Genomic DNA, 20,824 nt, shown 5'->3' with positions numbered 1-20,824 from the left:
CCCGCAAGGCCACCGGCGCCGCACGCGCCTCAGCGCTGCGTGCGGCGCCGGTGGCTGGTGTCGCACCAGGGGTAGCGCTTGCTGCGCCGGCACCGGCACAGGGCCACGCAGAAGCGGTCGGAGGAGACGACGGTGCCGTCCTCCAGCCGCACCTCGACCGGGCCCTCCACCAGGAGCGGCCCGTCCTTCTCGAGGGTGAGGCGGCGTACGGCGCGGGGGTCGGCCGGTTCAGAGGCTTCGCTCGGCACGGATCACCACCAGCTCTTCCTTCTCCTCGTCGGGCGCCACCAGGCCCTGGCCGCGCAGCCAGCTATGCCGCGACCGCAGGACCGGCCCGAAGGGCACCCAGCGGTGCTCGACCACGACGGCGTCCAGCCCCGCCTCCCGCAGCAGCCGCAGCGTGGGCCCGGTACCGCTGAGCGCCGAGTGCACGAGCAGCAGGACGCCGCCGGGCGCCAGCAGCCGCGGCGCCTCCCGGCAGATGCGGTCCAGTACCAGCCGCCCGTCGTGCCCGGCGTCCCAGGCCCGCGCGCTGCCCCGCCGGGGCAGCACCGCCTCGGGCGCGGGGACGTAGGGCGGGTTCGTCAGGATCAGATCGAAGCGCCGGCCGGCCACCGGCCCGAAGAGGCTGCCGCGCAGCACTCGTACCGGCAGCCTGGCCAGCCGGGCGTTGAGCCGGGCCGCGAGGACCGCGCGCCAGGAGATGTCGACGGCGGTGACCTCGCCGCCGCGCCGGGCCGCCGCGAGCGCCAGCGCGCCGGTGCCGGTACCGATGTCCAGCACCTGCGCGTCCTGCACCAGCGGCTCGTGCCGCAGCGCCTCGGCCAGCAGCGCGGTGTCGTCCTGTGGGGCATAGACCCCGGGAAGTGTTATCAGAGGCACAAAGCAGAAGTACCCGGATAAATCTCTTTCAACGACCGGTGTACGGGAGAGGATCACGGCACGTGCGCGAGGTCCGGCCCCAGCGGCACCCGCAGTGCCGACTCCCCCGCCCGCCAGGCCGCCAGCAGCCGTGCGCCGAAGCGGTCCTCCAGGAAGCCGGTGGCGTCGACGCCGAAGGCGACGTCCCGCTCCAGGTGCGGCTCGGCCGCCAGCAGCCCGTCGACGACCTCGTGCCGTACGACCTGTTCGTGCACCGCGTCGGCCTCGACGTGCTCGGTGTAGAAGTACTCGGCGGCCGGTCCCGCGCCCGCGCGCCGCATCGCCGCGGCCAGCCGGCGGGACGCGGGCGAGGAGGTCACCTCGACCGCGGCGAAGTGCCCGACGAGCGCTCCGCGCAGCGCCCGGTGCAGCCCGAGGAGGGACATCAGGTTGACCAGGGCCAGCATCTCCGCGCTGCCCGCGTCGAGGTAGCGCCCGTACGTGGTGTCCAGGCCGAGGTCCGTCATCAGGTCGGCGAAGAGCTGCGCGTGCACGCGCTCGGGGCGCCCGCCGCCGAACTCGTCGAACTCCACCGCCGCCATCCCCGCCTTGGCCCGCCCCCACAGCCGCGGCAGCACCCAGGCGTGCGGATCGGCCTCCTTGAGGTGGTACAGGCTGCGCTGGGCGGCGTACTCGCGCAGCTGGTCCCGGGTGCCGGAGCGCTCCAGCACATGGGGGACGCCGTCCCCGCCGACCGGCTCGACCAGCAGCTCGTCCAGCGCTTCCGCCGCGTTCTCGTGCCGGGTGGCGTCGGCCCGCAGCGCGTCGAGGAAGCGCCGCTCCAGTACGGCGCGCAGGCGCAGCAGGTCGGGGTCCCACTCCCGCGCGGGATCGACTCCGGCGAAGCCGCGGTAGTGCAGTTCGTACGCCACGTACAGCGCCAGCTGCAGGTCGTCGCCGTACGGATCGGCGGTGGCGGCCGCGTCGCCGGCGGCCGGCGGGCCGCCGTCGCGCAGCGCGCTGATCACGGCCGCCGAGACGGGGCCCCGGTCCCGCGGCAGCCCGGGACCGGTCGGCTCGTCGCTCATCGCTGTTCTCCACCCCTGGACGTCGTCGGTGACACTCACGGGCCACGGGTGCCCGTCACGCCTGCGGTGTCACCTCGACGCGCACCAGGCGGCAGCACCGCTGCAGGATGCGGGAGACGTGCATCTGCGAGATCCCGATCTCCTCGGCGATCTGGCTCTGCGTCATGTCGCGGAAGAACCGCAGGTAGAGGATGGCGCGGTCGCGCGGCGGCAGGGCCCGCAGCACCGGTGCCGCACACAGCCGCTCCTCGACCAGCTCCAGCTCCGGGTCCTCGTCCCCCAGGAAGTCGGCGAGGTGGAAGGAGTGGCCGGCGTCCGTGCTCATGGGGCACTCCAGCGACAGCGCCGTGTACGCGCCCTGCGCCTCCAGGCCCAGCACCACGTCCTCCTCGGACAGGCCGGTGTGCTCGGCCAGGTCGCCGATGGTGAGGGAGCCGGAGCCGTTGCGGAATTCCAGCGCTTCGCGTGCCTGGTGGACGGTGGCGCGCAGCTCCTGCGTGCGGCGCGGCACGTGGACGGCCCACAGGTCGTCCCGGAAGTGCCGCCGCAGCTCACCGAGGATCGTCGGGATGGCGTACGCGGGGAAGGGCGTGCCCGAGGCCGGGTCGAACCGGTCGACGGCCTTGAGCAGCCCGACCGCGGCGACCTGCCGCAGGTCCTCCTCGGTCTCGCCGCGTCCGCTGTAGCGGCGGGCGAGGCGGTTGGCCATCGGGAGCCAGCCGCAGACGATCTCCTCGCGGACCTTCTTCCTGACCGGTCCGTCCGCCAGCTCGGCGAGCTGGGCGAAGGCGGCGTCGGTGTCCGGAGCATCCTGATGGCGGCGGAGCGCGGTGGTGGCGGCCATGGCCCTTCCCTTCCGTCGGGATTCCGGCACCGGCAGCAGCGCCGGGAACAGCGGCTTTTCGCCGCGTTACCGGCTGCCGGCAGTTTTACTTTCCGGCTGAAACACTCGTTTCCCAAACCGCTGGCCGGGTACCCGGACATCCGGACACCGCCCGGCGGCGAATCCTCTGCGCACTGTCCACATTTTCTCACTTCACCGCCCCGCGCACCGTGGGCGCGGCTTTCGGCGGCCGTTCACGGGGGCGGTGCGGCGGAAGTGTCCTGGCAACACCGTGCGCGGCCGCCGATACGGTCCGGAAATCCCCGCTCGGCCGAATGCGTGACACGTGTCGTTTCCGGTATTCGCGGGTACCCGGCCGACATGACCAGCTATGAGTCCCTGGCGGCTCCCAACCGCGACCTGCTCGTCGGCATCGGTCCGTTCGTCGTGGGCCTCGCCGTCGTGCTCCTGCTCATCGGCGCCGTGGCCCTCGGCCTGCGCCGCAAGCGGTCGCGGCCGGCCTCCGCCGAAGAACAGCCGAAGATGCCCAAGGACCCGCGCGGATACGAAACGGGAATGCGCACGGGCGATGAGGTCACCCAGGACGGCCACCGCCGGACGCCGTACGAGTTCGACGGCACCCGCGGCACCCGCCCGGACGAGGAAGGCAAAAAGCCGCCGAAATGGCAGGAGGGCCACAGCGGCTCCTTCGGTAACGGCTGACGTGCCGGGCGCGCGGCGCCTGACCGCCGCCCGCCCGTGAAGCGACCGAGCGCGGAGAACGCGACCGGCCGCGCTTCGTCATGCCCTTTTCTGCCGGACCGTGCTCTTTTCCGGCCGGCCTCCCGCTCGGCTTTCCGGCCGGCCTCCCCGCCACGCCGCCCCGCTCCGCCGAACGGCTGAACAACCGGCCGTGAGGTGGCCGCGCGGGCCCTTTCCGGATTGTCTCCGAGCCCTGCCGGTTAGCCATGCAAGGAAGTCATGAGCGGCGGCCGGGCCGAGGGCCCGGGAGGGAGTCCGGTACAGGTGTTCCGACGGCGCGGGGCCCGGCTGAAGGAGCGGGCCGAGGGGGCGGCCGGCACCGCGTTCACCGCCCTTGACCGGCGGCTTCCCCTCGCCGAGGGGGCCAAGGCACTGCTCCGCAAGGCATTCCCCGACCACTGGTCCTTCCTGCTCGGGGAAATCGCGCTCTACAGTTTCGTGGTGCTGGTGATCACCGGCACCTATCTGACGCTGTTCTTCGACCCGAGCATGGCGGAGACCGTTTACCACGGCCGGCACATTCCGCTGGACGGCACGCGGATGTCGCACGCGTACGCCTCCACCCTCGACATCAGTTTCGAAGTGCGCGGCGGGCTGCTCATCCGGCAGATGCATCACTGGTCGTCCCTGGTCTTCCTGGCCGCGATCGGCACCCATCTGTTCCGGGTCTTTTTCACCGGGGCCTTCCGGCGGCCGCGCGAGCTGAACTGGATGGTCGGCGTCACGCTTTTCATGCTGTCCATGCTGGAGGGCTTTGCCGGTTACTCCCTCCCGGACGATTCGCTCTCCGGCACGGGGCTGCGCACCGCGAATGCCATCGTGACCTCCATTCCCCTGGTCGGCAGCTATCTCAATTTCTTCCTCTGGCAGGGCGCTTATCCCGGAACGGCCATCATTCCGCGCCTCTACGTGCTGCACATCCTGCTCATCCCGGGAATCATCATCGCGCTGATCAGCCTGCACCTGCTGCTCGTGGTGACCCTGAAGCACACGCACTGGAACAAGCCCGGCCACACCAACAGGAACGTCGTCGGACAGCCGATGGTCCCGCACTTCACGGTGAAGACCACCGGCTTCCTGCTGATGATTTTCGGCGTACTTTCCTGCCTCGGCGCGCTGGCCCAGATCAATCCGGTCTGGGATTACGGCCCGTACGTCCCGGATCAGGTGTCCACCGGCGTCCAGCCCGACTGGTACGTGGGATTCCTGGAGGGCGGTCTGCGGCTCATGCCGCCTTTCGAGACGAATCTGTGGGGCCATACGGTCATGTGGAACGTCTTCATTCCCACACTGGTGCTCCCGGGCCTGCTCTTCATGTCGCTGTACCTCTATCCCTTCTTCGAGCGGTGGGTGACCGGGGACCGCGGGGAGCACCATCTTTGCGACCGGCCGCGGAACCGCCCCACCCGTACGGCGCTCGGCGTGGCCGCGCTCGTCTTCTACGCCGTACTGCTGCTGGCGGGCGGCAACGACGTCACCGCCTACTCCTTCCGGATCTCGGTCAACGCGCTCACGTGGGTGCTGCGGACCGCCCTCGTCCTCGGGCCGGTGATCGCCTTCTGGCTCACCAAGCGGCTCTGCCTCGCCCTGCAGGCGGCGGACCGCGAGCTGCTGACCGAGGGCGAGGAGACCGGCGAGGTGACCCAGAGCGTCTACGGCGCGCTGGGCGAGGGGCACACCGGCATCTCCGCGGAGCGGAAGTACGTCATCCTCGTCCGCGACGTACCCGAGCCGCTGCCCCGCCCGGCGGCCGGGCGCACCTCGCGCGGCCAACGGCTGCGGATCGCGCTGAGCGGCTGGTACTACCGCGATCACGTCCCGCTGCCGGCCGAACCGGAGCAGCGGCTGGAGATCAGCGAACGCACCGCCGGCCCGGACCGCGCTAGCGGTCGTTGAACTCGAAGACCATCCCGTAGGCGCCCGCCACCAGCACGCCGAAGCCGATGAGGAACAGCCACAGCCCGAAGACGATGCCCAGGCCCGCGACCGCGGCGCCCAGCGCGGTCAGCGGCGGGTATCCGCTCTTCGGCGGGAAGAAGTCCAGCCGGCCGGCCCGCTGCATGACCTCCCCCTGCCGGTCGTCCTCCGGCCGGGCCCCTTTGCGCCGGTGGTTCATCGCGCAGAAGAAGGACACCACCGCGGCCATCAGGCAGGAGACGGTCAGCGCCGCCACGCCCGCCGGCTCCAGGGAGGCCAGCGCGTAGATGACGTCCACGACGAAGAAGAACCCCGCGACGCCGCCGAAAAGGTATGCCTCGGCCTTCATCGGCCCTGCTCTCCGTGCGTGTCGGGGGTCGGCTCCACGGTCCCGTGCTCCCCGGCCGGCAGCCGGTACGCCTCGGGGTGGTGCAGGTCGAAGGCGGGCGAATCGGAGCGGATGCGGGGCAGTGCGTGGAAGTTGTGCCGGGGCGGCGGGCAGGAGGTGGCCCATTCCAGTGACCGGCCCCAGCCCCAGGGGTCGTCCACGCCGACCTTCGCCGCGTACTTGGTGGTCTTCCAGACGTTGTAGAGGAACGGCAGCGTGGACAGCCCGAGGAGGAAGGAGCCGAGGGAGGAGACCGTGTTGAGGGCGGTGAAGCCGTCGGCCGCGAAGTAGTCGGCGTACCGCCGGGGCATGCCGTTGGACCCCAGCCAGTGCTGGACGAGGAAGGTGAGCTGGAAGCCCACGAACAGCGTCCAGAAGTGGATCTTCCCCAGCCGTTCGTCGAGCATCCGGCCGGTCAGCTTGGGCCACCAGAAGTAGAAGCCGCCGAACATCGCGAAGACCACCGTCCCGAACAGGACGTAGTGCAGGTGGGCGACGATGAAGTAGGTGTCGGTGACGTGGAAGTCCAGCGGCGGGGAGGCGATCAGGACCCCGCTCAGCCCGCCGAGCAGGAAGGTCACCAGGAAGCCGCCGGCCCACAGCATCGGCGTCTCGAACGACAGCGAGCCACGCCACATCGTGCCGATCCAGTTGAAGAACTTCACTCCGGTGGGCGCGGCGATCAGGAAGGACATCAGCGAGAAGAACGGCAGCAGCACCATGCCGGTGGCGAACATGTGGTGCGCCCAGACGGTCGCCGAGAGCATCGTGATGGCGATGGTCGCGCCGACCATGCCGACGTAGCCGAAGACCGGTTTGCGGCTGAAGACCGGCACGATCTCGGTGATCACGCCGAAGAACGGCAGCGCCACGATGTAGACCTCGGGATGGCCGAAGAACCAGAACAGGTGCTGCCAGAGGATCGACCCGCCGTACGCCGCGTCGAAGACGTGCGCCCCGAACTTCCGGTCCGCGAGCAGCGCGAAGAGCGCGGCGGTGAGGACCGGGAAGGCCAGCAGGGCGAGGATCGAGGTGAAGAGCACGTTCCAGGTGAAGATCGGCATCCGGAACATCGTCATGCCGGGCGCGCGCAGGGTCATGATGGTCGCGATGAAGTTCACCGAGCCCAGCGTCGTGCTGAGCCCGGACAGGATCAGGCCCATCGCCCACAGGTCGCCGCCCTCCCCCGGCGTGCGGACGGCGCCGTTGAGCGGCGCGTACGCGAACCACCCGAAGGACGCCGCGCCCTGCGGGGTGAGGAAGCCGGAGACGACCATCAGGCCGCCGAAGAGGAACAGCCAGTAGGTCAGCGCGTTCAGCCGGGGGAAGGCGACGTCCGGCGCGCCGATCTGGAGCGGCATGACGGCGTTGGCGAAGCCGGCGAACATCGGCGTCGCGAAGAGCAGCATCATGATCGTGCCGTGCACGGTGAACAGCTGGTTGTACTGCTCCGCCGTGACCAGCTGCAGCCCGGGGCGGGCCAGTTCGGTCCGCATCAGCATCGCCAGCAACCCCGCGAACAGGAAGAACGCGAAGGCGGTGACGAGGTAGAGATTGCCGATCACCTTGTGGTCGGTGGTGGTCAGCCAGCCGCGGATCCGGCTGCCGGTCTCGATCCTGCGCTGCGCGGCGGCTGCCGCGCGCGCCTGCCGCTCAACGTGGACCACCGATAGCCTCCGTCCGACCGGTCCGACACCCGCCAGCCTGACATCACCGGGGGCGTTTGCCGCGGTCCGCAGCGCCCTGCGGCCGGCCGCCACCCGTTAGGAGCACCCACGGTTCGGCTCACGGTCAGGTCATCGGCACCTCTTGGTCACGCAATGATCGTGAGGCGGGGTTTCGCTGCCTGCGCACACGCCGCAAGAATTGCCTGGCGTACCATGCGCCACTCTTACCCCCCCACCTGACGAAGAGGTCATCCGCCCATGCCGCATCTGGACCGCCGCCGCTTCCTGCAACTCGCCGGAGGCACCGCGGCCTTCACCGCGCTGTCGGGCAGCATCGCCCGCGCCGCGTCGATCCCGGCACAGCACCGCTCCGGCACCATCGACGACGTCGAGCACATCGTCGTACTGATGCAGGAGAACCGTTCCTTCGACCACTACTTCGGCTCGCTCCGCGGCGTGCGCGGCTTCGGCGACCCGCGCCCCGCTTCGCTGCCCAGCGGCAAGACCGTGTGGCACCAGTCGGACGGCACGAAGGAAGTGCTGCCGTTCCGCCCCGAGGCCGACAACCTGGGGCTGCAGTTCATCCAGGACCTCAACCACGACTGGGCGGGCAGCCACAAGGCGTGGAACAACGGCAAGTACGACCAGTGGATACCCGCGAAGTCGGCGACGACCATGGCGTACCTGACGCGCGAGGACATCCCGTTCCACTACGCGCTCGCCGACACCTTCACCATCTGCGACGCGTACCACTGTTCGCTGATCGGCTCCACGGACCCCAACCGCTACTACATGTGGACCGGGTACACGGGCAACGACGGCACCGGCGGCGGCCCCGTGCTCGGCAACGAGGAGGCCGGGTACAGCTGGACCACCTACCCCGAGCGGCTGGAGAAGGCCGGCGTCTCCTGGAAGATCTACCAGGACATCGGCGACGGGCTCGACGCGGACGGCAAGTGGGGCTGGATCGACGACGCGTACCGGGGCACGTACGGCGACAACTCGCTGCTGTACTTCGACCAGTACCGCAACGCCAAGCCCGGCGATCCGCTGTACGACAAGGCCCGCACCGGCACGAACGTCAAGCAGGGCGACGGCCTCTTCGACCGGCTGAAGGCCGACGTCAAGGGCGGCAAGCTGCCGAAGATCTCCTGGATCGTGGCCCCGGAGGCGTTCACCGAGCACCCCAACTGGCCCGCGAACTACGGCGCCTGGTACGTCTCGCAGGTCCTGGACGCGCTCACCTCCGACCCCGAGGTGTGGAGCAAGACGGCCCTCTTCCTCACCTACGACGAGAACGACGGCTTCTTCGACCACGTCGTGCCGCCGTACCCGCCGTCCTCCGACTCCCAGGGCCGCTCCACCGTGGACGTCGGCCCGGACCTCTACAAGGGCGGCAAGGGGTACGCGGCGGGACCGTACGGCCTGGGCCAGCGGGTGCCGATGCTGGTCCTCTCGCCCTGGAGCAAGGGCGGTTACGTCTGCTCCGAGACCTTCGACCACACCTCCGTCATCCGCTTCATGGAGCGCCGCTTCGGCGTCCACGAGCCCAACATCTCGCCCTGGCGCCGCGCCATCTGCGGCGACCTGACCTCGGCCTTCGACTTCGCGCACCCCGACACCCAGCCGGTCGCCCTCCCGGACACCGAGGGCTACCGCCCGCCGGACGGCGACCGGCACGACGACTACGTCCCCAAGCCCCCGGCCAGCCCCTCCCTCCCCCACCAGGAGAAGGGCTCCCGCCCGGCCCGCGCCCTGCCCTACGCCCCGCACGCCGACGGCAGGGCCGACGCCGCGGCCGGAAAGTACACGCTCACCCTCGGCGGCGGCGACAAGGCGGGCGCGGCCTTCTACGTGACCGCGGGGAACCGGAGCGACGGTCCCTGGACGTACACCGCGGCGGCGGGCAAGCCGGTCAGCGACACCTGGAACACCGCCTACTCCAAGGGCGTGTACGACCTCTCGGTCTTCGGCCCGAACGGCTTCCTGCGCGTCTTCAAGGGGCCCGGCAAGACCGCGGGCCCGGAGGTGACGGCCCGTCACGACGGCACCACCGGCAACGTGCGGCTGACGTTCACCAACGCGGGCCGCTCCGACGTGGACCTCACACTGGCCAACGCCTACGGCGGTCCCGACGAGACGTTCAGGGTCCGGGCCGGCGCCACCGTCACCCACACCGTCGACCTGCGCCCCAGCAAGCGCTGGTACGACCTGACGGTGACCTCCGAGGCCGACGCGGCGTTCCTGCGCCGCTTCGCCGGCCATGTCGAGACCGGCGAGGCGGGCGTGAGCGACCCGGCGATCCGCACGGCCTGACGACGCACTCGTACGAACGGCCGCGGCGGTGGCGCTATCCCCAGAGGGACTGCGCCACCGCCGCGCCCACGAAGGCGGCGCCGAGGCCCGCCAGCACGCTGATGCCGGCGTTGGCCACGGCGAAGAAGCGCGCGCCCCTCTCGGCCAGCCGCATCGTCTCGTACGAGAACGTCGAGTACGTGGTCAGCGCGCCGCACAGGCCGGTGCCGAGGAGCAGCTGTACCGGGGAGGAGGCGGCGCCCGCGACGACCGCGCCGGTCAGCAGCCCCAGCACCAGGCAGCCGACGACGTTGACGGTGAAGGTGCCCCAGGGGAAGACCGTGTCGTGGCGGGACTGGACGGCCCGGTCGGTGAGGTAGCGCAGCGGGGCCCCGGCCATCGCCCCGGCGATCACGAGCAGCCAGTTCACCGCCGGCTCCCTTCGCCCTGCTGCCCGGCTTCGCGCCTCCGGGAGAGGAGGCGGCGGGTGCCGACGGCGGCGGCCCGGACCGCCGCCAGGGCCGCGAAGAGGGTCAGTGCCAGGTACGCCAGGCCGGTGGCGGCCGCGCCGTCCGCGACCAGGCGCTGGATGTCCACGGCGTACGTGGAGAAGGTCGTGAAGCCGCCGAGCACGCCGGTGCCGAAGAAGGGGCGGAGCAGGCGGTGCGGGGACCGGGCCTCGCAGATCACGACCATGAAGACGCCGATGACCGCGCAGCCGAGCACATTGACGGCCAGCGTCGTCCAGGGGAACGCGGCGGCGGGCGTGGGCCACAGGAGCGCGGCGCCGTAGCGCGCGGCCGCGCCGAGGCCGCCGCCGAGCGCGATGACGGCCACGACGGGGCCCTGCGGTTCCCGCCGTGCAGCGGCCGGCAGCGGCGGGACGTGAAGATCGACATCGGAGTCGACCGGTTCGTTCAGCATGGCGGGGACAGGGTAACCGCCGACCTTGTCAGGCGTTCAGTACCCCCGCGCCGAGCAGGCCGAACAGCAGTACGCCGATGACCAGCCGGTAGATGACGAAGGCGTTGAAGGAGTGCTTGGCGACGAACTTCAGCAGCCACGCGATCGAGGCGTACGCGACGGCGAACGAGACCACCGTACCGACGACGAGCGGCGCGATGTCTGCCCCGGCGCCGACGGCGTCCTTCAGCTCGTAGATGCCGGCGCCGGTCAGCGCGGGCAGGCCGAGGAAGAACGACAGCCGGGTCGCGGCGACCCGGTTCAGGTCCAGGATCAGGCCCGTGGACATGGTGGCGCCCGAGCGGGAGAAGCCGGGGAAGAGCAGCGCGAGGATCTGCGAGCAGCCGACGAGCATCGCGTCCTTGAAGGTGGTGTCCTCCTCGCCGCGCTTGTGCCGGCCCAGCTGGTCCGCCGCCCACATCACACCGCTGCCGACGATCAGCGATCCCGCGACCACCCACAGCGAGGCGAGCGGCCCTTCGATGAGCGGCTTCGCGGCCAGTCCGACCAGGACGATCGGGATCGTCGCCCAGATCACCCACCAGGTGAACCGGTAGTCGTGGTTGTCCCGCTGCTCGCGGTGGGCGAGGCCGCGGCCCCACGCGGTGAGGAACCGCACGATGTCGCGGAAGAAGTACACGAAGACGGCGGCGATCGCGCCGACCTGGATCACGGCGGTGAAGGCGACGACGGCCTTGTCGCCCACCGGGATGTTCATCAGCCCTTCGGTGATCTTCAGGTGCCCGGTGGAGGAGACGGGCAGGAACTCGGTCACTCCCTCCACGATGCCGAGAACGACGGCCTGTCCGATGGTGATGGCGCTCAAGTTCCGTCCTTGCGGGAAGGCGATGGGCGACGCTGTGGGGCGGGCCTGCGTCACTCACGGACTCGGCGCGCGGCGCGCTCACGGAAACGTCCGCCCGCCACGGGTGTGGCGGACGGACGTGACTGTAGAGGATGGGACCACGCCCTACTGCATCGGGAAGATGTCCCCGCTGCCCATGCTCGACTCCTGCTCCGCCTGGCTCTCCAGCTTGCGGGCCTTCTCCTGGAGCCGCTTGCGGTCCTGCGGGTCGCTGGTCCGTTCCGCGGCCTGGGACAGCTCCTTCGCCTTGTCCCGCATCTGCCGGATCCGGCCGCCGACCTCACCGTCCATGCCCATGATCACTCCTTGCACGTCCGAGACACCACGTCCGAGACACCCGTCCGAGAAATCGGGCGGGCCCTCCCAGCGAACCAGCTCTCCGCGCCGTCCGCATCCGGAGGCGCCGACCGCCTTCTCAAAGGCGCCGGCCGCCCTTCCGGCGGCGTCAGCCCGGCCAGGTCCCCGTCATGCGGCGCGTGGCGGTGGCGCCGCTGCGGTCCATGGCGGCCTTGACGACCGCGAAGATGGCGCCCTGCAGCGCCGCCGCCAGCAGCACTTCCTTCCAGGTGCGGTCCTCGTCTCTGGCGCTCGGGGTGTCCTCCTCGTGCCCGATGCGCTTCCACGTCTGCTTGAACAGCGCCCCGGCGATCATGCCGCTCAGGGCGCCCAGCGCCACTCCGACGGGCGTGTACACGATCTTCGCCGCGTTCATCGGCTCCTCCTGGCACGGGTGCTGCGTCGGCCGGCCCCCTTGAGCCGGCGAACGCTCCGCGCGGCCGGGCCGCCCCGCTGATGCCGGCGTACCTGCAGCCAGACGAGGACCGCGGCGGCGCCGACGACCAGTACGGGAACGGGGCCCCGCTGCGCCGCGTGAGCCGTACTGTCCTGGATCCGGGCCCGTGAGTGGCCGACGGCGTCCTGGACCTTGGCCCTGGCGTCCTCGGCCGCCTCCTGTGCCTTGGCCTTGGCGTCGCCGGCCTTCTCCTTCGCGCGCGCCTTCACATCCGCCTTGGCGGCCAGCTCCTCGACGGTCCGGCCCAGCTCCTCGCGGGTGTGCTCCACCCGCTCCCGCAGCTCCTCCGGCGTGGGGGAATCGGACGCGTGCTTGTTCTGGGATTTACCGGTCATGGTCATCGGTGGGCCTTCTCCCTCATCTCGGCGACATCGGCCTTGACGCCGGCGATCGCCTCCTGGGGCATCGGCGGGGTCGCCCGGGCGATCTGCTTCTTGCCCGTCAGCGCCAGGATTCCGGCGAGCGCGAGGAGTACGCCGGTGATGATCAGGGCCGACGCCCAGACCGGCAGTACCAGCGCGAGGGCGGCGATCGCGGCGACCACGAGGGCTTCCAGCGCGAGGAAGCCGATCACTCCGGCGCCGCCGAAGAGCCCGCCGCCGAGGCCGAACCGCTTGCCCTTCCGCGCCATCTCCGCCTGCGCCAGCTGCAGTTCCTCGCGTACCAGCTGCGAGACCTGCTGCGAGGCGCGGGAGACCAGCTCGCCCACCGAATCCTCGGTGTGCTGTGGCCGCGGGGCCGTGGCCGGATACGTGGGCGGCGGGCCGCCGCGTACCGCCGTGCGTTCCTCGGCAGGCCGCGTTGTCCTGGACGTGTTCGTCGCCGTTTTCTCCGCAGTACTCATCACCGATCATCTGCCTTTCCGTGGCCGCGTCCTGTGCGGATCACGCTTCGCCCGGGGCTTCGGCCCGCCGGCGTTCCTCCTCGCTCCACTTCGTGGTGTCGCGTGGCTCCACGTACGGCTCCTCGTCGCCGGGGTGGCCACCGGCGACCGCCCGTTCACGCGCCAGTTCGGCGTCGAATTCCAGGCCGAGCAGGATGGCCAGATTGGTGATCCACAGCCAGACGAGGAAGATGATCACGCCGGCGAGGGTCCCGTACGTCTTGTTGTAGGAGGCGAAGTTCCCCACGTACACCGCGAAGCCAGCGGAGGCGAGCAGCCAGATGACGAGGGCCAGGAAGCTGCCGGGGGTCACCCACCGGATGCCGCGGCCCCGCGCGTTGGGCGAGCCCCAGTAGAGGATCGCGATCATGGTCGTGACCAGGAACACGAGGACCGGCCACTTGGCGATCGACCAGACCGTCAGCGCGGTGTCACCGATGCCCAGCGCCGAGCCCACCTGCTGCGCGAGCCCGCCCGTGAACACCACGATGACGGCGCTGACGATGGCCAGCAACATGAGCACCACCGTCAGGGCGAGCCGCAGCGGCAGCAGCTTCGTCAGCGGGCGGCCCTCGGCGACGTCGTAGACGACGTTGGAGCTGCGGATGAACGCCGCCACGTACCCCGAGGCCGACCACAGGGCGACGAGCAGGCCGACGACCGCCACGAGCGAGCCGACGCCGGCGTTGCCCTGCAGCTGCGAAATGGCATTGGTGAGCACCTGCCGTACGGAGCCGGGCGCCAGCCGCTGCAGCGTGTCCAGCACCTGCCGCGCCGTCGATTCCCCGGCGACGCCCAGCAGGGAGACCAGTACCAGCATCGCGGGGAACAGCGAGAGCACGCCGTAGTACGTCAGTGCCGCCGCCCGGTCGGCCAGCTCGTCGTCCTTGAATTCCTTGACCGTGCCGCGCAGCACGGCCCACCAGGACTTCTTGGGCAGTTCGGTCGGCTCGTCGGGCTCCTTGCGCGGGGACGGTTCCCGGCGCGAGGCCGGTTCCGCACCTGCTTCCTGCCGCGCAGCGGGAATCCGGGCCGCCGGTTCCCCGGGGCCCTCTCCGGCGCGGTGAGCGGGGCCCTCCCGGCCCCCCGGTCGCGTTGTCCGTGCCATACGTCGTGGGTTACCGCCCGCCCCGAACCGAAACGGATTCCGCGCCGCGGTCTCCGTCCCGGGTATTTCACCGGAAAACGGTCTGGGGCGGGCGGGAAGGCGCTGCTCAGCCCGCCCTGGCGACGGACGCCGCCGCGGCCGCAACCGTGAACGCGGCCTTCGCCGTGGCCCCGTTCACCGTGACGGCCAGCGTGGCCGTGCCCGCGCGGAGGGCGGTGAGCCGCCCCGTCGCCGGGTCGTAGGCCGCCACATGACGCCGCTTCGCGTCGGACGGATCACCGATGTACAGGTTCGGTGAGCCCGTCCAGTCCGCGCTGAGCGGGAAGCCGACCGGCACGCGGCGCGCGCCCGGTCCCTCGCCCTGCAGCACGGTCGCCCGCACCGCGCCGGAACTCCCCGCGGGCAGTGCGGCCGGTGCGGTGACCGTGAGGCCGTCCACGTGGGCGCGCGTCTGGACGGACACCCAGTCCGGGCCGCCCTCCCACGGCCGCGCCCGGCTCCGTTCCCGCTCCTCCTCGGTCACCCGGTCCACGCCGACCATCGACCAGCCGGTGAACCCGCCCTGGCCGGGCGGCGCCGCGGGCGCCTTGCCCGAGTTGCCGTTGATCAGATACGGCACGCCGTCCACGTGTGAGGCGTCGAAGACCCCGACGTGGGAGCCGATGAACGCCGCGCCCTTGCCGGTCGTGGCCCGGAACCCGGCGAGCCAGTTCTCCAGCAGCGCCGCCTCCTTGCGGTCGCCGAGCCGGCTGCCCTGCTGCGGGGTCGGGTCGCGCGGCGGGACGTGCTCGATGACCACGACCGAGCCGATACGGGGATCGCGCGCCGCCCGGTCGAGCTGTTCGCGCAACTCCTTGATCTGCGCGAACCCGCCGCCGCGCAGCCGCAGACTGGAGGTGTCCAGGGTGACGAAGCGGGTCCCGCGGTGGTCGAAGGTCCGCTGTGCCGCACCGAATTCGGCGGTGAAGTGGTCGATCCTGCCGCCCATCACCTCATGGTTTCCCGGTACGTAGTACCAGGGCAGCGCGTCGCCCAGCTCCTCTTCGAGGACCTTGCGGGCGAACCGCAGGTCCTCCGGCGATCCCTCGTCCACCAAGTCGCCGTTGATGACCAGGAAGTCGGGGCGGGCGGCCCTGATCTCCCGCAGGGTGCGCCGGGCCTGGGCGACGATCGGGCTGTCCGGGGCGCGGGCCACGAATTGCGCGTCGGACATCACCGCGAACCGCCAGTCCCGGCCCTCGGTCTCCGCGGCCGGGTCGATCAGCGGGTCCGGCCGGGCGGGCTCCGGCGGCAGCTCCACGGACGGCGGGACCTGCGCCGTCAGGCCGTCGAGGACGATCCTGCCGGTGTACTGGCGGTCGGCGCCGGTCTCCGCGAGGTAGAAGCGGTGCACCTGCAACGGGTGGGCGACGCCCGCCGGGACCGCGAAGTCGACATGTCGCCAGCCGGTCCAGGTGAGGTACGGGCCGCGCAGCAGGACGTCCGAGCCGGCCGCGTCCTTGAGATGGAGGGTCGGCCAGGCACCGTGCCCGTCGCCCTTGATCCACAGCCCGAAGGACTGGGCCTGCCCGTCGACCGGGATCCGCTGCGGCGGAGTGGCGTACGCGGCGCGGGTGGCGGTCGACTTGGTGAAGTCGTACGTCATCTCCAGGCCGGTGCCGGTGTGCCCGTCCGGGGTGGCGGCGAGCGAGCCGGCGGCGCGGGCCTGGCTGAACGTCCAGTCGGCGGCGTCGTCGAAGGACGCCAGCGGCTGCTCGGTCAGGCCGACGGTGACCGCGAGTACCGTACTGCGGCCCGCCACGGTGGCCTTGACCTGCCCGGCGGCCCGCGCGCCACGTGCCTGCACGGTGAACGTCCCGGTCTTGGGATCCGGCGTGATGTCGAAGCGGGAGCGGTCGTAGTCGAGCGTGACGTCGGCGGGCTCGACGGGTGCGCTGCTGCCGTGCGCGTCCAGCCCCACCAGGCCGAAGTGCCCGGTGGCGCGCTCGTCGGCGAGGCCGACCGTCCGGGTGGTCGGCACGACCCGGTCGAGGCCGTCCAGGACGGTCAGCCGGATGCTGCCGCGCGCGTCCCCGCGCTGGGCGGTGACCTCGGTACTGCCGCTCCGCCCGGCGGTGAAGACGCCGTCCGCGCTCACCTTGCCGACGTGGGAGCCGGACGACCGCCAGCGCGGGGTGCCCTTCGCCGGGCCGTACGTCTCGTCGTACCCGGCGGCCGTCAGACGGCGCGTCAGCCCGGGGAAGACCCGCTCGGGGTGCCCGCCCCGTACGGGGTCCACGCCCGGCGCGCCGCCGGCGTCCATGGCGGTCTCCACCCAGAAGCCGGTCAGCTCGCCGCTGCCGTCGGGCGCGGTGAAGGCCAGGCCGTTGGGCACCGTGCGCTCGCTGCCGTCGGACGGGCTGTTCTCCACCTGTACCGCGTCGCTGCCGGGCTCGCGGGCGACCAGCGAGGAGGAGCCGCCGCCGTCGAGGTTCAGCGCGCTGTAGGAACCGGCCCGTTGCATCATGAGGCCGAGTTCGGTGAGGGTGACGCCGCCGCTGTCGGCCTGCCTGCCGTCGACGGTCATGACCTGCATGGTGCGGCCGTCCTTGGAGAAGCCGACGGCGGTGCGCGGCGCCGCGGTGTTGTTGCCCTCCCCCTCGTGACCGACCGGCTGCCCGTCGACGACGAGGAGTTCGCGGCCGCCGACGGCGGTGCGCGGCACGGGTCCGCTGTCCGTGCGCGGCCGGTACTCCATGGTGACCGGGTCGCCGGCCGCGAGCGCTGCGAGCCGGTCCGCGCCCCGGTCACGGCCGATCAGTACGGTACTGCCGGCCGGAATCGGACCCTTGCCGGGCTCGGCGCGCACGGCGGTGACCTTCCCGTCCGCCACGGTCACCTCGGCGGTGCGCCGCGCGCCGTCCACGGTGAGCGCGCGGTCCGTCTCGCCCCACCGGTCGGTGTAGGCGCCGATGCCGTCGGCCGGTACGTCGGCGGCGTTGAGGGCGCCGAGCGGGTGGGTGCCGTCCGGGAGCGTCAGGGTGCCGTCGAAGTAGAGCTGGAGGACCCGGCCGGCGTCCGCCGGGCCGATGCCGATGGCGCGGTGGCTGCCTGTGGCGGGCGAATGCGTCGGGCGGCCCTCGGCGATGCCGGGGCCGAGCGGGGCGCCGGTCTGGTTGATGTCGAAGAAGTCGCCGTTGATCGCGGCGACGGTGCGGCGTCCGGGCCCGGCGTCGTGCGCGGCGGCGAGTTGAGACACCGGCGCTCGCGCGGCGACCTTGCCGGGCGAGAGGTAGTCGGCCGTGGCGCCCGCGGTCAGGTCGACGGAGAGCGAGTCGACGCGGAGCCATTTGTCGGACTCCAGCCGGTCGTACGACGAGAGCCGGACGCCGGGGGCGATGGGCCGGGAGGTGCGGGCGGTCTCCAGCCCGTCGCCGTCGGCGACGGACGAGGGCGCGGGGGCTCCGGTCGCGGCCGGCGGCGCGACGGGCCGGAGCATCTCGGCGGAGGTACGGGGCAGGGGTTCGGGCGGCGCGGCGGCCGCGGCCGGGACGGCGGCGCCCAGCAGCAGTGCGGAGACCGCTGCGAGCACCGCCGCGGGTCTGGCGGACACAACAGGGAGCACGGCAACTCCAGGGGGCGGACAGCGCGTGCGCTCTGCACGCGCTCAACCGTCCAGCATCCCGGTGCGCATGACGGCCCACCAGAGCCCCGGCACCATCAGCCGCTCCCGCCCGCACCACGGAATACCCGCGGAGAATTCCCGCACGAAATCAGGTGAATTCGCCGTGCGCGGCCGCCGGGACGATTTCCCCGATACCCCGAGGGGTCAGGCCCAGTCTTCGTTTCCGGAGGGCGCGGCGGTCACCCTGCTCTCCGTACGAACCGGTCGGGCCGCGGTGCCGTCAAATCTGGATCGCATGGTCAATGCTTCTCCCCGTGAAGTGACTGAACGGTATGACTCAGGGTGTAACAGGAAGGTTACGAGAGTATGTCATCACCCCCTTATCGTTTGGACTTCGGACGAAGGCGGTGGATGTCACACTTAACGTCATCTCCGCACCTTTCTCCGGGTGTTCATGTCCCATTCGCGGAAGGACCACCACAAAAGGAACAGCACGGCTGCGAATACGGGCGTCCAGGCCAGTCGGGCAACGACCCATAGCGGGCTGTCCGGGCTGGTGTGCAGTCCGAAGTACCGCTGCCCGAGTGCGAGAGAAACGACGGTGGTGGCCAGCATCGCCGTCTGGTGCCACAGGAAGACCGTTATCGTCGAGAGATTCAGCAGCGCCACCGCCGCCCAGAGGAATTGCCGGGGCGTCGCCCGGGGTGCCGTCCGGTGCACGGAAGGGGGCTTGTCGGCGGCCGGCTGACCGACCAGCCGGCGCAGCGGCCGGCACAGCAGCAGGGCTCCGCCGCACTGGGCCAGACCGAACGTCACCGCCGCGAGGGTGGGCGGACTGAGGTTGGACAGCTCGGCCCCGGGGACGCCCACCATGCTCGCCGGATAGCCACCCCACAGGATCAGGGCGGCCGTGGCCGCGGCACCGCCGACGCACATCGCGATGGCGGACCGGCGGCGGGTGAAGGCGCCCGACACCCAGGCCGTGCCCAGGCAGTACGGCACCAGCCACCCGGCGAGGATGTTGAGGTCCCGGGCCGACTCGGCCCAGCCGGCGTCGCCGAAGGCGAAACGGGCTCCGTCCGTCGCGGCCACGACCAGGCCCGCCAGCACGGCGATCCGTATCCCCCAGCGCTGGACGAGCGGGGTCAGGGCGATCAGCGCCGCGTACACCGCGAGGAACCACAGCGGCGAGAAGGAGAGCCACATCAGGGTGTGGACCGTCTCGGGGGCCATGCCCGCGGTAGCCAGACCGGCCAGCACCAGCCCCCAGGTGAGGGCGAGCGCGATCGTCGGGCGGAGCAGTCTGCGGAGGCGCTGCGCGAGCCAGGTGCCGTACGGCGTGCCGCTCGCCCTGGCCGAGCCGTAGCTGTGGGAGCCGACGCGGCCGCCCACGAAGAAGAAGACCGCCAGCGGCTGCAGTATCCAGGACACCGGGGTGAAGCCGGGCATGTGCCCCAAGGGGCTGTCGCCGACCAGATGGCCGCCGGCCTGGAGCACCACGGCGCTCACCATCCAGTGGCCGAGGACGACGCCCAGGGTGGCCAGCGAACGCAGCACGTCGACGGCGCGGTCGCGGCCTACGGGGGTCATCGCGTCGATCCGCAGTACCGCGGCGTGCAGCGCGGCGGCGCGGGGCCGGCGGCCGGCGAGCGGCCGGCCCGGCAGTGCCGGGGAGCCGGGCACACCGGCTCGGACGGGCTGCTCAACAGAAGACTCGACAGGAGGAACGCGCAGGTCAGCCACGGGAGACCTCCGCACCGCGACCCAGCGCGATCAGTGCGATGTTCCGTACGGCGAGGCCGCCTGGCCGCAGATAGTCGCTGTGCCGCGCGGTGCCCGTGGGCAGGACCTTGGCACCGAAGTCACTGGACGTCGGGTCGCCGCCGAAGCCCACCGACGCACCGAAGAGACGCACGCTGGCGTGCGGCACGTCCGCGATCCAGTCGCGGGTGCCGCGGCCCGCCCAGAGCGGTACGTCCGTCCCGAGTTCGGCCCGGGAGCGCACTCCCATGCCGGGGCTGCCGAAGACCACGATGTCCGACAGCGCCGATGCCGTCCTGGAATCCATCGTGCCCATGGCGTTCCCGCACACGACGGAACCGTAGGAGTGGCAGAGCAGCGTGACCGGGGCCGTGGCGTTCACCCGCCGCAGCTGCCCGATCAGCCCGTCCAGCCGCTGCCCGCCCTCCGCCGCGCGGCTGCCGGTGAGTACTTCGACGCTCTGGGTCCGGGGCGCCCGGTAGCCGTACCAGGCCACCACGGCCACCCGTGACTTCGGGTCCAGCTTCTTGGTCTCGGCGTACAGGCCGCGGGCGCCGCCGCCCAGCGAGCCGTACCGCGAACCGAGCATGTCGAACGTGTCGAGGGTGGTGTCCGAACCCGGCACCACCACGGCTATCCGGTCCGCGTGGGCCAGGTCGCCCAGCACCTCCACGGCCTGGCCGTCGCCGGCGGGCGCGAAGGAGAGGAAGTTCCGCTTCGCCGAGGCCAGTTCGCCCAGCCGGTCGGCGCGGGCGCTGTCGTCCATCTCCCGCGCCGCGTCCGCGGACTCGGCCATGTACCGGCGGTTCGCCGCGTACCGGTCCTGGAGTGTGTCCGCCGACAGCGCGGGTAACCGGGGCGCCGCGGGGGTTCGGTGGTCTGTGGAGTGCGCTGCCGCGGTGACCGAGAACACCAGGCAGCCGGCGACGGCGGAGACCAGCATTCCGCGTCTGAGACGGGCAGCTCGCACGGCTTCTTTCCTTCCTCCGCATTCCGGGAACTGAGAGGAAGGCTAGATTTCACGGCGGCGGAAAGGATCACTCCAG

The 20,824-nt window shown here is 71.6% G+C and carries 20 protein-coding genes; 3 read left to right on the top strand and 17 right to left on the bottom strand.

Annotated elements, in window-relative coordinates; translation table 11 throughout:
* Nucleotides 1–29 precede the first annotated feature (29 nt).
* Genes ACIGXO_RS21915 through ACIGXO_RS21900 form a run of 4 tightly spaced genes read right to left on the bottom strand, consistent with a single transcriptional unit; the run spans nt 30 to nt 2,793 of the window.
* Complete coding sequence (locus ACIGXO_RS21915) at nt 30–248, bottom strand: CDGSH iron-sulfur domain-containing protein (protein ID WP_399789256.1); 219 nt, start codon at nt 246–248, stop codon at nt 30–32.
* Entirely contained in the window at nt 229–882 is a 654-nt protein-coding gene (locus tag ACIGXO_RS21910) for a HemK2/MTQ2 family protein methyltransferase (RefSeq protein WP_399789253.1), read from the bottom strand. Before ACIGXO_RS21910 ends, ACIGXO_RS21915 begins: the two co-directional genes overlap by 20 nt.
* Before the next feature lie 53 nt (nt 883–935).
* Nucleotides 936–1,949 carry an iron-containing redox enzyme family protein gene (locus ACIGXO_RS21905; RefSeq protein ID WP_399789250.1) on the bottom strand — a complete coding sequence of 338 codons (1,014 nt, stop codon included), beginning with the start codon at nt 1,947–1,949 and terminating at the stop codon, nt 936–938.
* A gap of 55 nt (nt 1,950–2,004) precedes the next feature.
* The gene (locus ACIGXO_RS21900; protein ID WP_399789247.1) at nt 2,005–2,793 is read right to left on the bottom strand and encodes a SigB/SigF/SigG family RNA polymerase sigma factor; all 789 of its coding nucleotides are present in this window, start codon (nt 2,791–2,793) and stop codon (nt 2,005–2,007) included.
* Nucleotides 2,794–3,153: 360 nt separating this feature from the next.
* Between ACIGXO_RS21900 and ACIGXO_RS21895 the strand changes: the two genes are divergently transcribed.
* Both ACIGXO_RS21895 and ACIGXO_RS21890 read left to right on the top strand, forming a co-directional pair.
* Nucleotides 3,154–3,495, top strand: a complete 342-nt coding sequence (locus tag ACIGXO_RS21895) for a DUF6479 family protein (RefSeq protein ID WP_399789244.1) — start codon at nt 3,154–3,156, stop codon at nt 3,493–3,495.
* Nucleotides 3,496–3,753: 258 nt separating this feature from the next.
* The gene (locus ACIGXO_RS21890) at nt 3,754–5,430 is read left to right on the top strand and encodes a cytochrome bc complex cytochrome b subunit (protein ID WP_399789241.1); all 1,677 of its coding nucleotides are present in this window, start codon (nt 3,754–3,756) and stop codon (nt 5,428–5,430) included.
* Here ACIGXO_RS21890 and ACIGXO_RS21885 read toward each other — a convergent pair.
* Together ACIGXO_RS21885 and ctaD are read right to left on the bottom strand one after the other, a co-directional pair.
* Complete coding sequence (locus ACIGXO_RS21885; protein WP_399789238.1) at nt 5,417–5,800, bottom strand: cytochrome c oxidase subunit 4; 384 nt, start codon at nt 5,798–5,800, stop codon at nt 5,417–5,419. The two genes, ACIGXO_RS21890 and ACIGXO_RS21885, sit on opposite strands and share 14 nt — an antisense overlap.
* Entirely contained in the window at nt 5,797–7,506 is a 1,710-nt protein-coding gene (gene ctaD, locus ACIGXO_RS21880; protein ID WP_399789235.1) for a cytochrome c oxidase subunit I, read from the bottom strand. The genes ACIGXO_RS21885 and ctaD overlap by 4 nt, the downstream gene beginning before the upstream one ends.
* Before the next feature lie 258 nt (nt 7,507–7,764).
* Between ctaD and ACIGXO_RS21875 the strand changes: the two genes are divergently transcribed.
* On the top strand, nt 7,765–9,822 hold the full coding sequence (locus ACIGXO_RS21875; RefSeq protein WP_399789232.1) for a phosphocholine-specific phospholipase C: 2,058 nt from the start codon (nt 7,765–7,767) through the stop codon (nt 9,820–9,822).
* A gap of 34 nt (nt 9,823–9,856) precedes the next feature.
* Here the strand turns inward: ACIGXO_RS21875 and crcB are convergent, their stop codons facing one another.
* The 11 genes from crcB to ACIGXO_RS21820 all read right to left on the bottom strand — a co-directional run bounded on the left by crcB (nt 9,857) and on the right by ACIGXO_RS21820 (nt 20,748).
* Nucleotides 9,857–10,231: a fluoride efflux transporter CrcB gene (gene crcB, locus ACIGXO_RS21870; RefSeq protein ID WP_399789230.1), complete on the bottom strand. Its 375-nt coding sequence runs from the start codon at nt 10,229–10,231 to the stop codon at nt 9,857–9,859.
* Nucleotides 10,228–10,725, bottom strand: a complete 498-nt coding sequence (locus ACIGXO_RS21865; RefSeq protein ID WP_399789227.1) for a CrcB family protein — start codon at nt 10,723–10,725, stop codon at nt 10,228–10,230. Before ACIGXO_RS21865 ends, crcB begins: the two co-directional genes overlap by 4 nt.
* A gap of 28 nt (nt 10,726–10,753) precedes the next feature.
* Entirely contained in the window at nt 10,754–11,590 is an 837-nt protein-coding gene (locus tag ACIGXO_RS21860; protein WP_399789224.1) for an undecaprenyl-diphosphate phosphatase, read from the bottom strand.
* A 144-nt stretch (nt 11,591–11,734) separates the two neighbouring features.
* Entirely contained in the window at nt 11,735–11,926 is a 192-nt protein-coding gene (locus ACIGXO_RS21855) for a DUF6381 family protein (protein WP_031061614.1), read from the bottom strand.
* A 148-nt stretch (nt 11,927–12,074) separates the two neighbouring features.
* On the bottom strand, nt 12,075–12,341 hold the full coding sequence (locus tag ACIGXO_RS21850) for a DUF4235 domain-containing protein (RefSeq protein ID WP_399789221.1): 267 nt from the start codon (nt 12,339–12,341) through the stop codon (nt 12,075–12,077).
* A complete protein-coding gene (locus ACIGXO_RS21845) occupies nt 12,338–12,763 on the bottom strand; it encodes a DUF3618 domain-containing protein (RefSeq protein WP_399789218.1) in 426 nt (141 codons plus the stop codon). Before ACIGXO_RS21845 ends, ACIGXO_RS21850 begins: the two co-directional genes overlap by 4 nt.
* Entirely contained in the window at nt 12,760–13,266 is a 507-nt protein-coding gene (locus ACIGXO_RS21840; RefSeq protein WP_399789217.1) for a phage holin family protein, read from the bottom strand. Before ACIGXO_RS21840 ends, ACIGXO_RS21845 begins: the two co-directional genes overlap by 4 nt.
* Nucleotides 13,267–13,306: 40 nt before the next feature.
* A complete protein-coding gene (locus ACIGXO_RS21835; RefSeq protein WP_399789214.1) occupies nt 13,307–14,413 on the bottom strand; it encodes a YihY/virulence factor BrkB family protein in 1,107 nt (368 codons plus the stop codon).
* A gap of 106 nt (nt 14,414–14,519) precedes the next feature.
* Nucleotides 14,520–18,005, bottom strand: a complete 3,486-nt coding sequence (locus ACIGXO_RS21830; protein ID WP_399789211.1) for a phosphodiester glycosidase family protein — start codon at nt 18,003–18,005, stop codon at nt 14,520–14,522.
* A 438-nt stretch (nt 18,006–18,443) separates the two neighbouring features.
* Complete coding sequence (locus tag ACIGXO_RS21825) at nt 18,444–19,760, bottom strand: acyltransferase (protein WP_399789208.1); 1,317 nt, start codon at nt 19,758–19,760, stop codon at nt 18,444–18,446.
* Nucleotides 19,753–20,748, bottom strand: coding sequence for an alpha/beta hydrolase (locus ACIGXO_RS21820; protein WP_399789205.1), 996 nt, complete (start codon nt 20,746–20,748; stop codon nt 19,753–19,755). Before ACIGXO_RS21820 ends, ACIGXO_RS21825 begins: the two co-directional genes overlap by 8 nt.
* Between the last annotated feature and the right edge of the window lie 76 nt (nt 20,749–20,824).

The organism is Streptomyces sp. NPDC053542, from assembly GCF_044544685.1.
Classification (GTDB): domain Bacteria; phylum Actinomycetota; class Actinomycetes; order Streptomycetales; family Streptomycetaceae; genus Streptomyces.
This window is presented reverse-complemented; position numbering and strand designations above follow the sequence as displayed.

Coding starts and splice junctions, on each gene's coding strand:
- ACIGXO_RS21840 (WP_399789217.1), bottom strand. CDS start 13,266: ATGAGTACTGCGGAGAAAACGGCGACGAACACGTCCAGGACAACGCGG.
- ACIGXO_RS21895 (WP_399789244.1), top strand. CDS start 3,154: ATGACCAGCTATGAGTCCCTGGCGGCTCCCAACCGCGACCTGCTCGTC.
- ACIGXO_RS21865 (WP_399789227.1), bottom strand. CDS start 10,725: ATGCTGAACGAACCGGTCGACTCCGATGTCGATCTTCACGTCCCGCCG.
- ACIGXO_RS21850 (WP_399789221.1), bottom strand. CDS start 12,341: ATGAACGCGGCGAAGATCGTGTACACGCCCGTCGGAGTGGCGCTGGGC.
- ACIGXO_RS21845 (WP_399789218.1), bottom strand. CDS start 12,763: ATGACCATGACCGGTAAATCCCAGAACAAGCACGCGTCCGATTCCCCC.
- ACIGXO_RS21855 (WP_031061614.1), bottom strand. CDS start 11,926: ATGGGCATGGACGGTGAGGTCGGCGGCCGGATCCGGCAGATGCGGGAC.
- ACIGXO_RS21835 (WP_399789214.1), bottom strand. CDS start 14,413: ATGGCACGGACAACGCGACCGGGGGGCCGGGAGGGCCCCGCTCACCGC.
- ACIGXO_RS21885 (WP_399789238.1), bottom strand. CDS start 5,800: ATGAAGGCCGAGGCATACCTTTTCGGCGGCGTCGCGGGGTTCTTCTTC.
- ACIGXO_RS21890 (WP_399789241.1), top strand. CDS start 3,754: ATGAGCGGCGGCCGGGCCGAGGGCCCGGGAGGGAGTCCGGTACAGGTG.
- ACIGXO_RS21900 (WP_399789247.1), bottom strand. CDS start 2,793: ATGGCCGCCACCACCGCGCTCCGCCGCCATCAGGATGCTCCGGACACC.
- ACIGXO_RS21875 (WP_399789232.1), top strand. CDS start 7,765: ATGCCGCATCTGGACCGCCGCCGCTTCCTGCAACTCGCCGGAGGCACC.
- ACIGXO_RS21905 (WP_399789250.1), bottom strand. CDS start 1,949: ATGAGCGACGAGCCGACCGGTCCCGGGCTGCCGCGGGACCGGGGCCCC.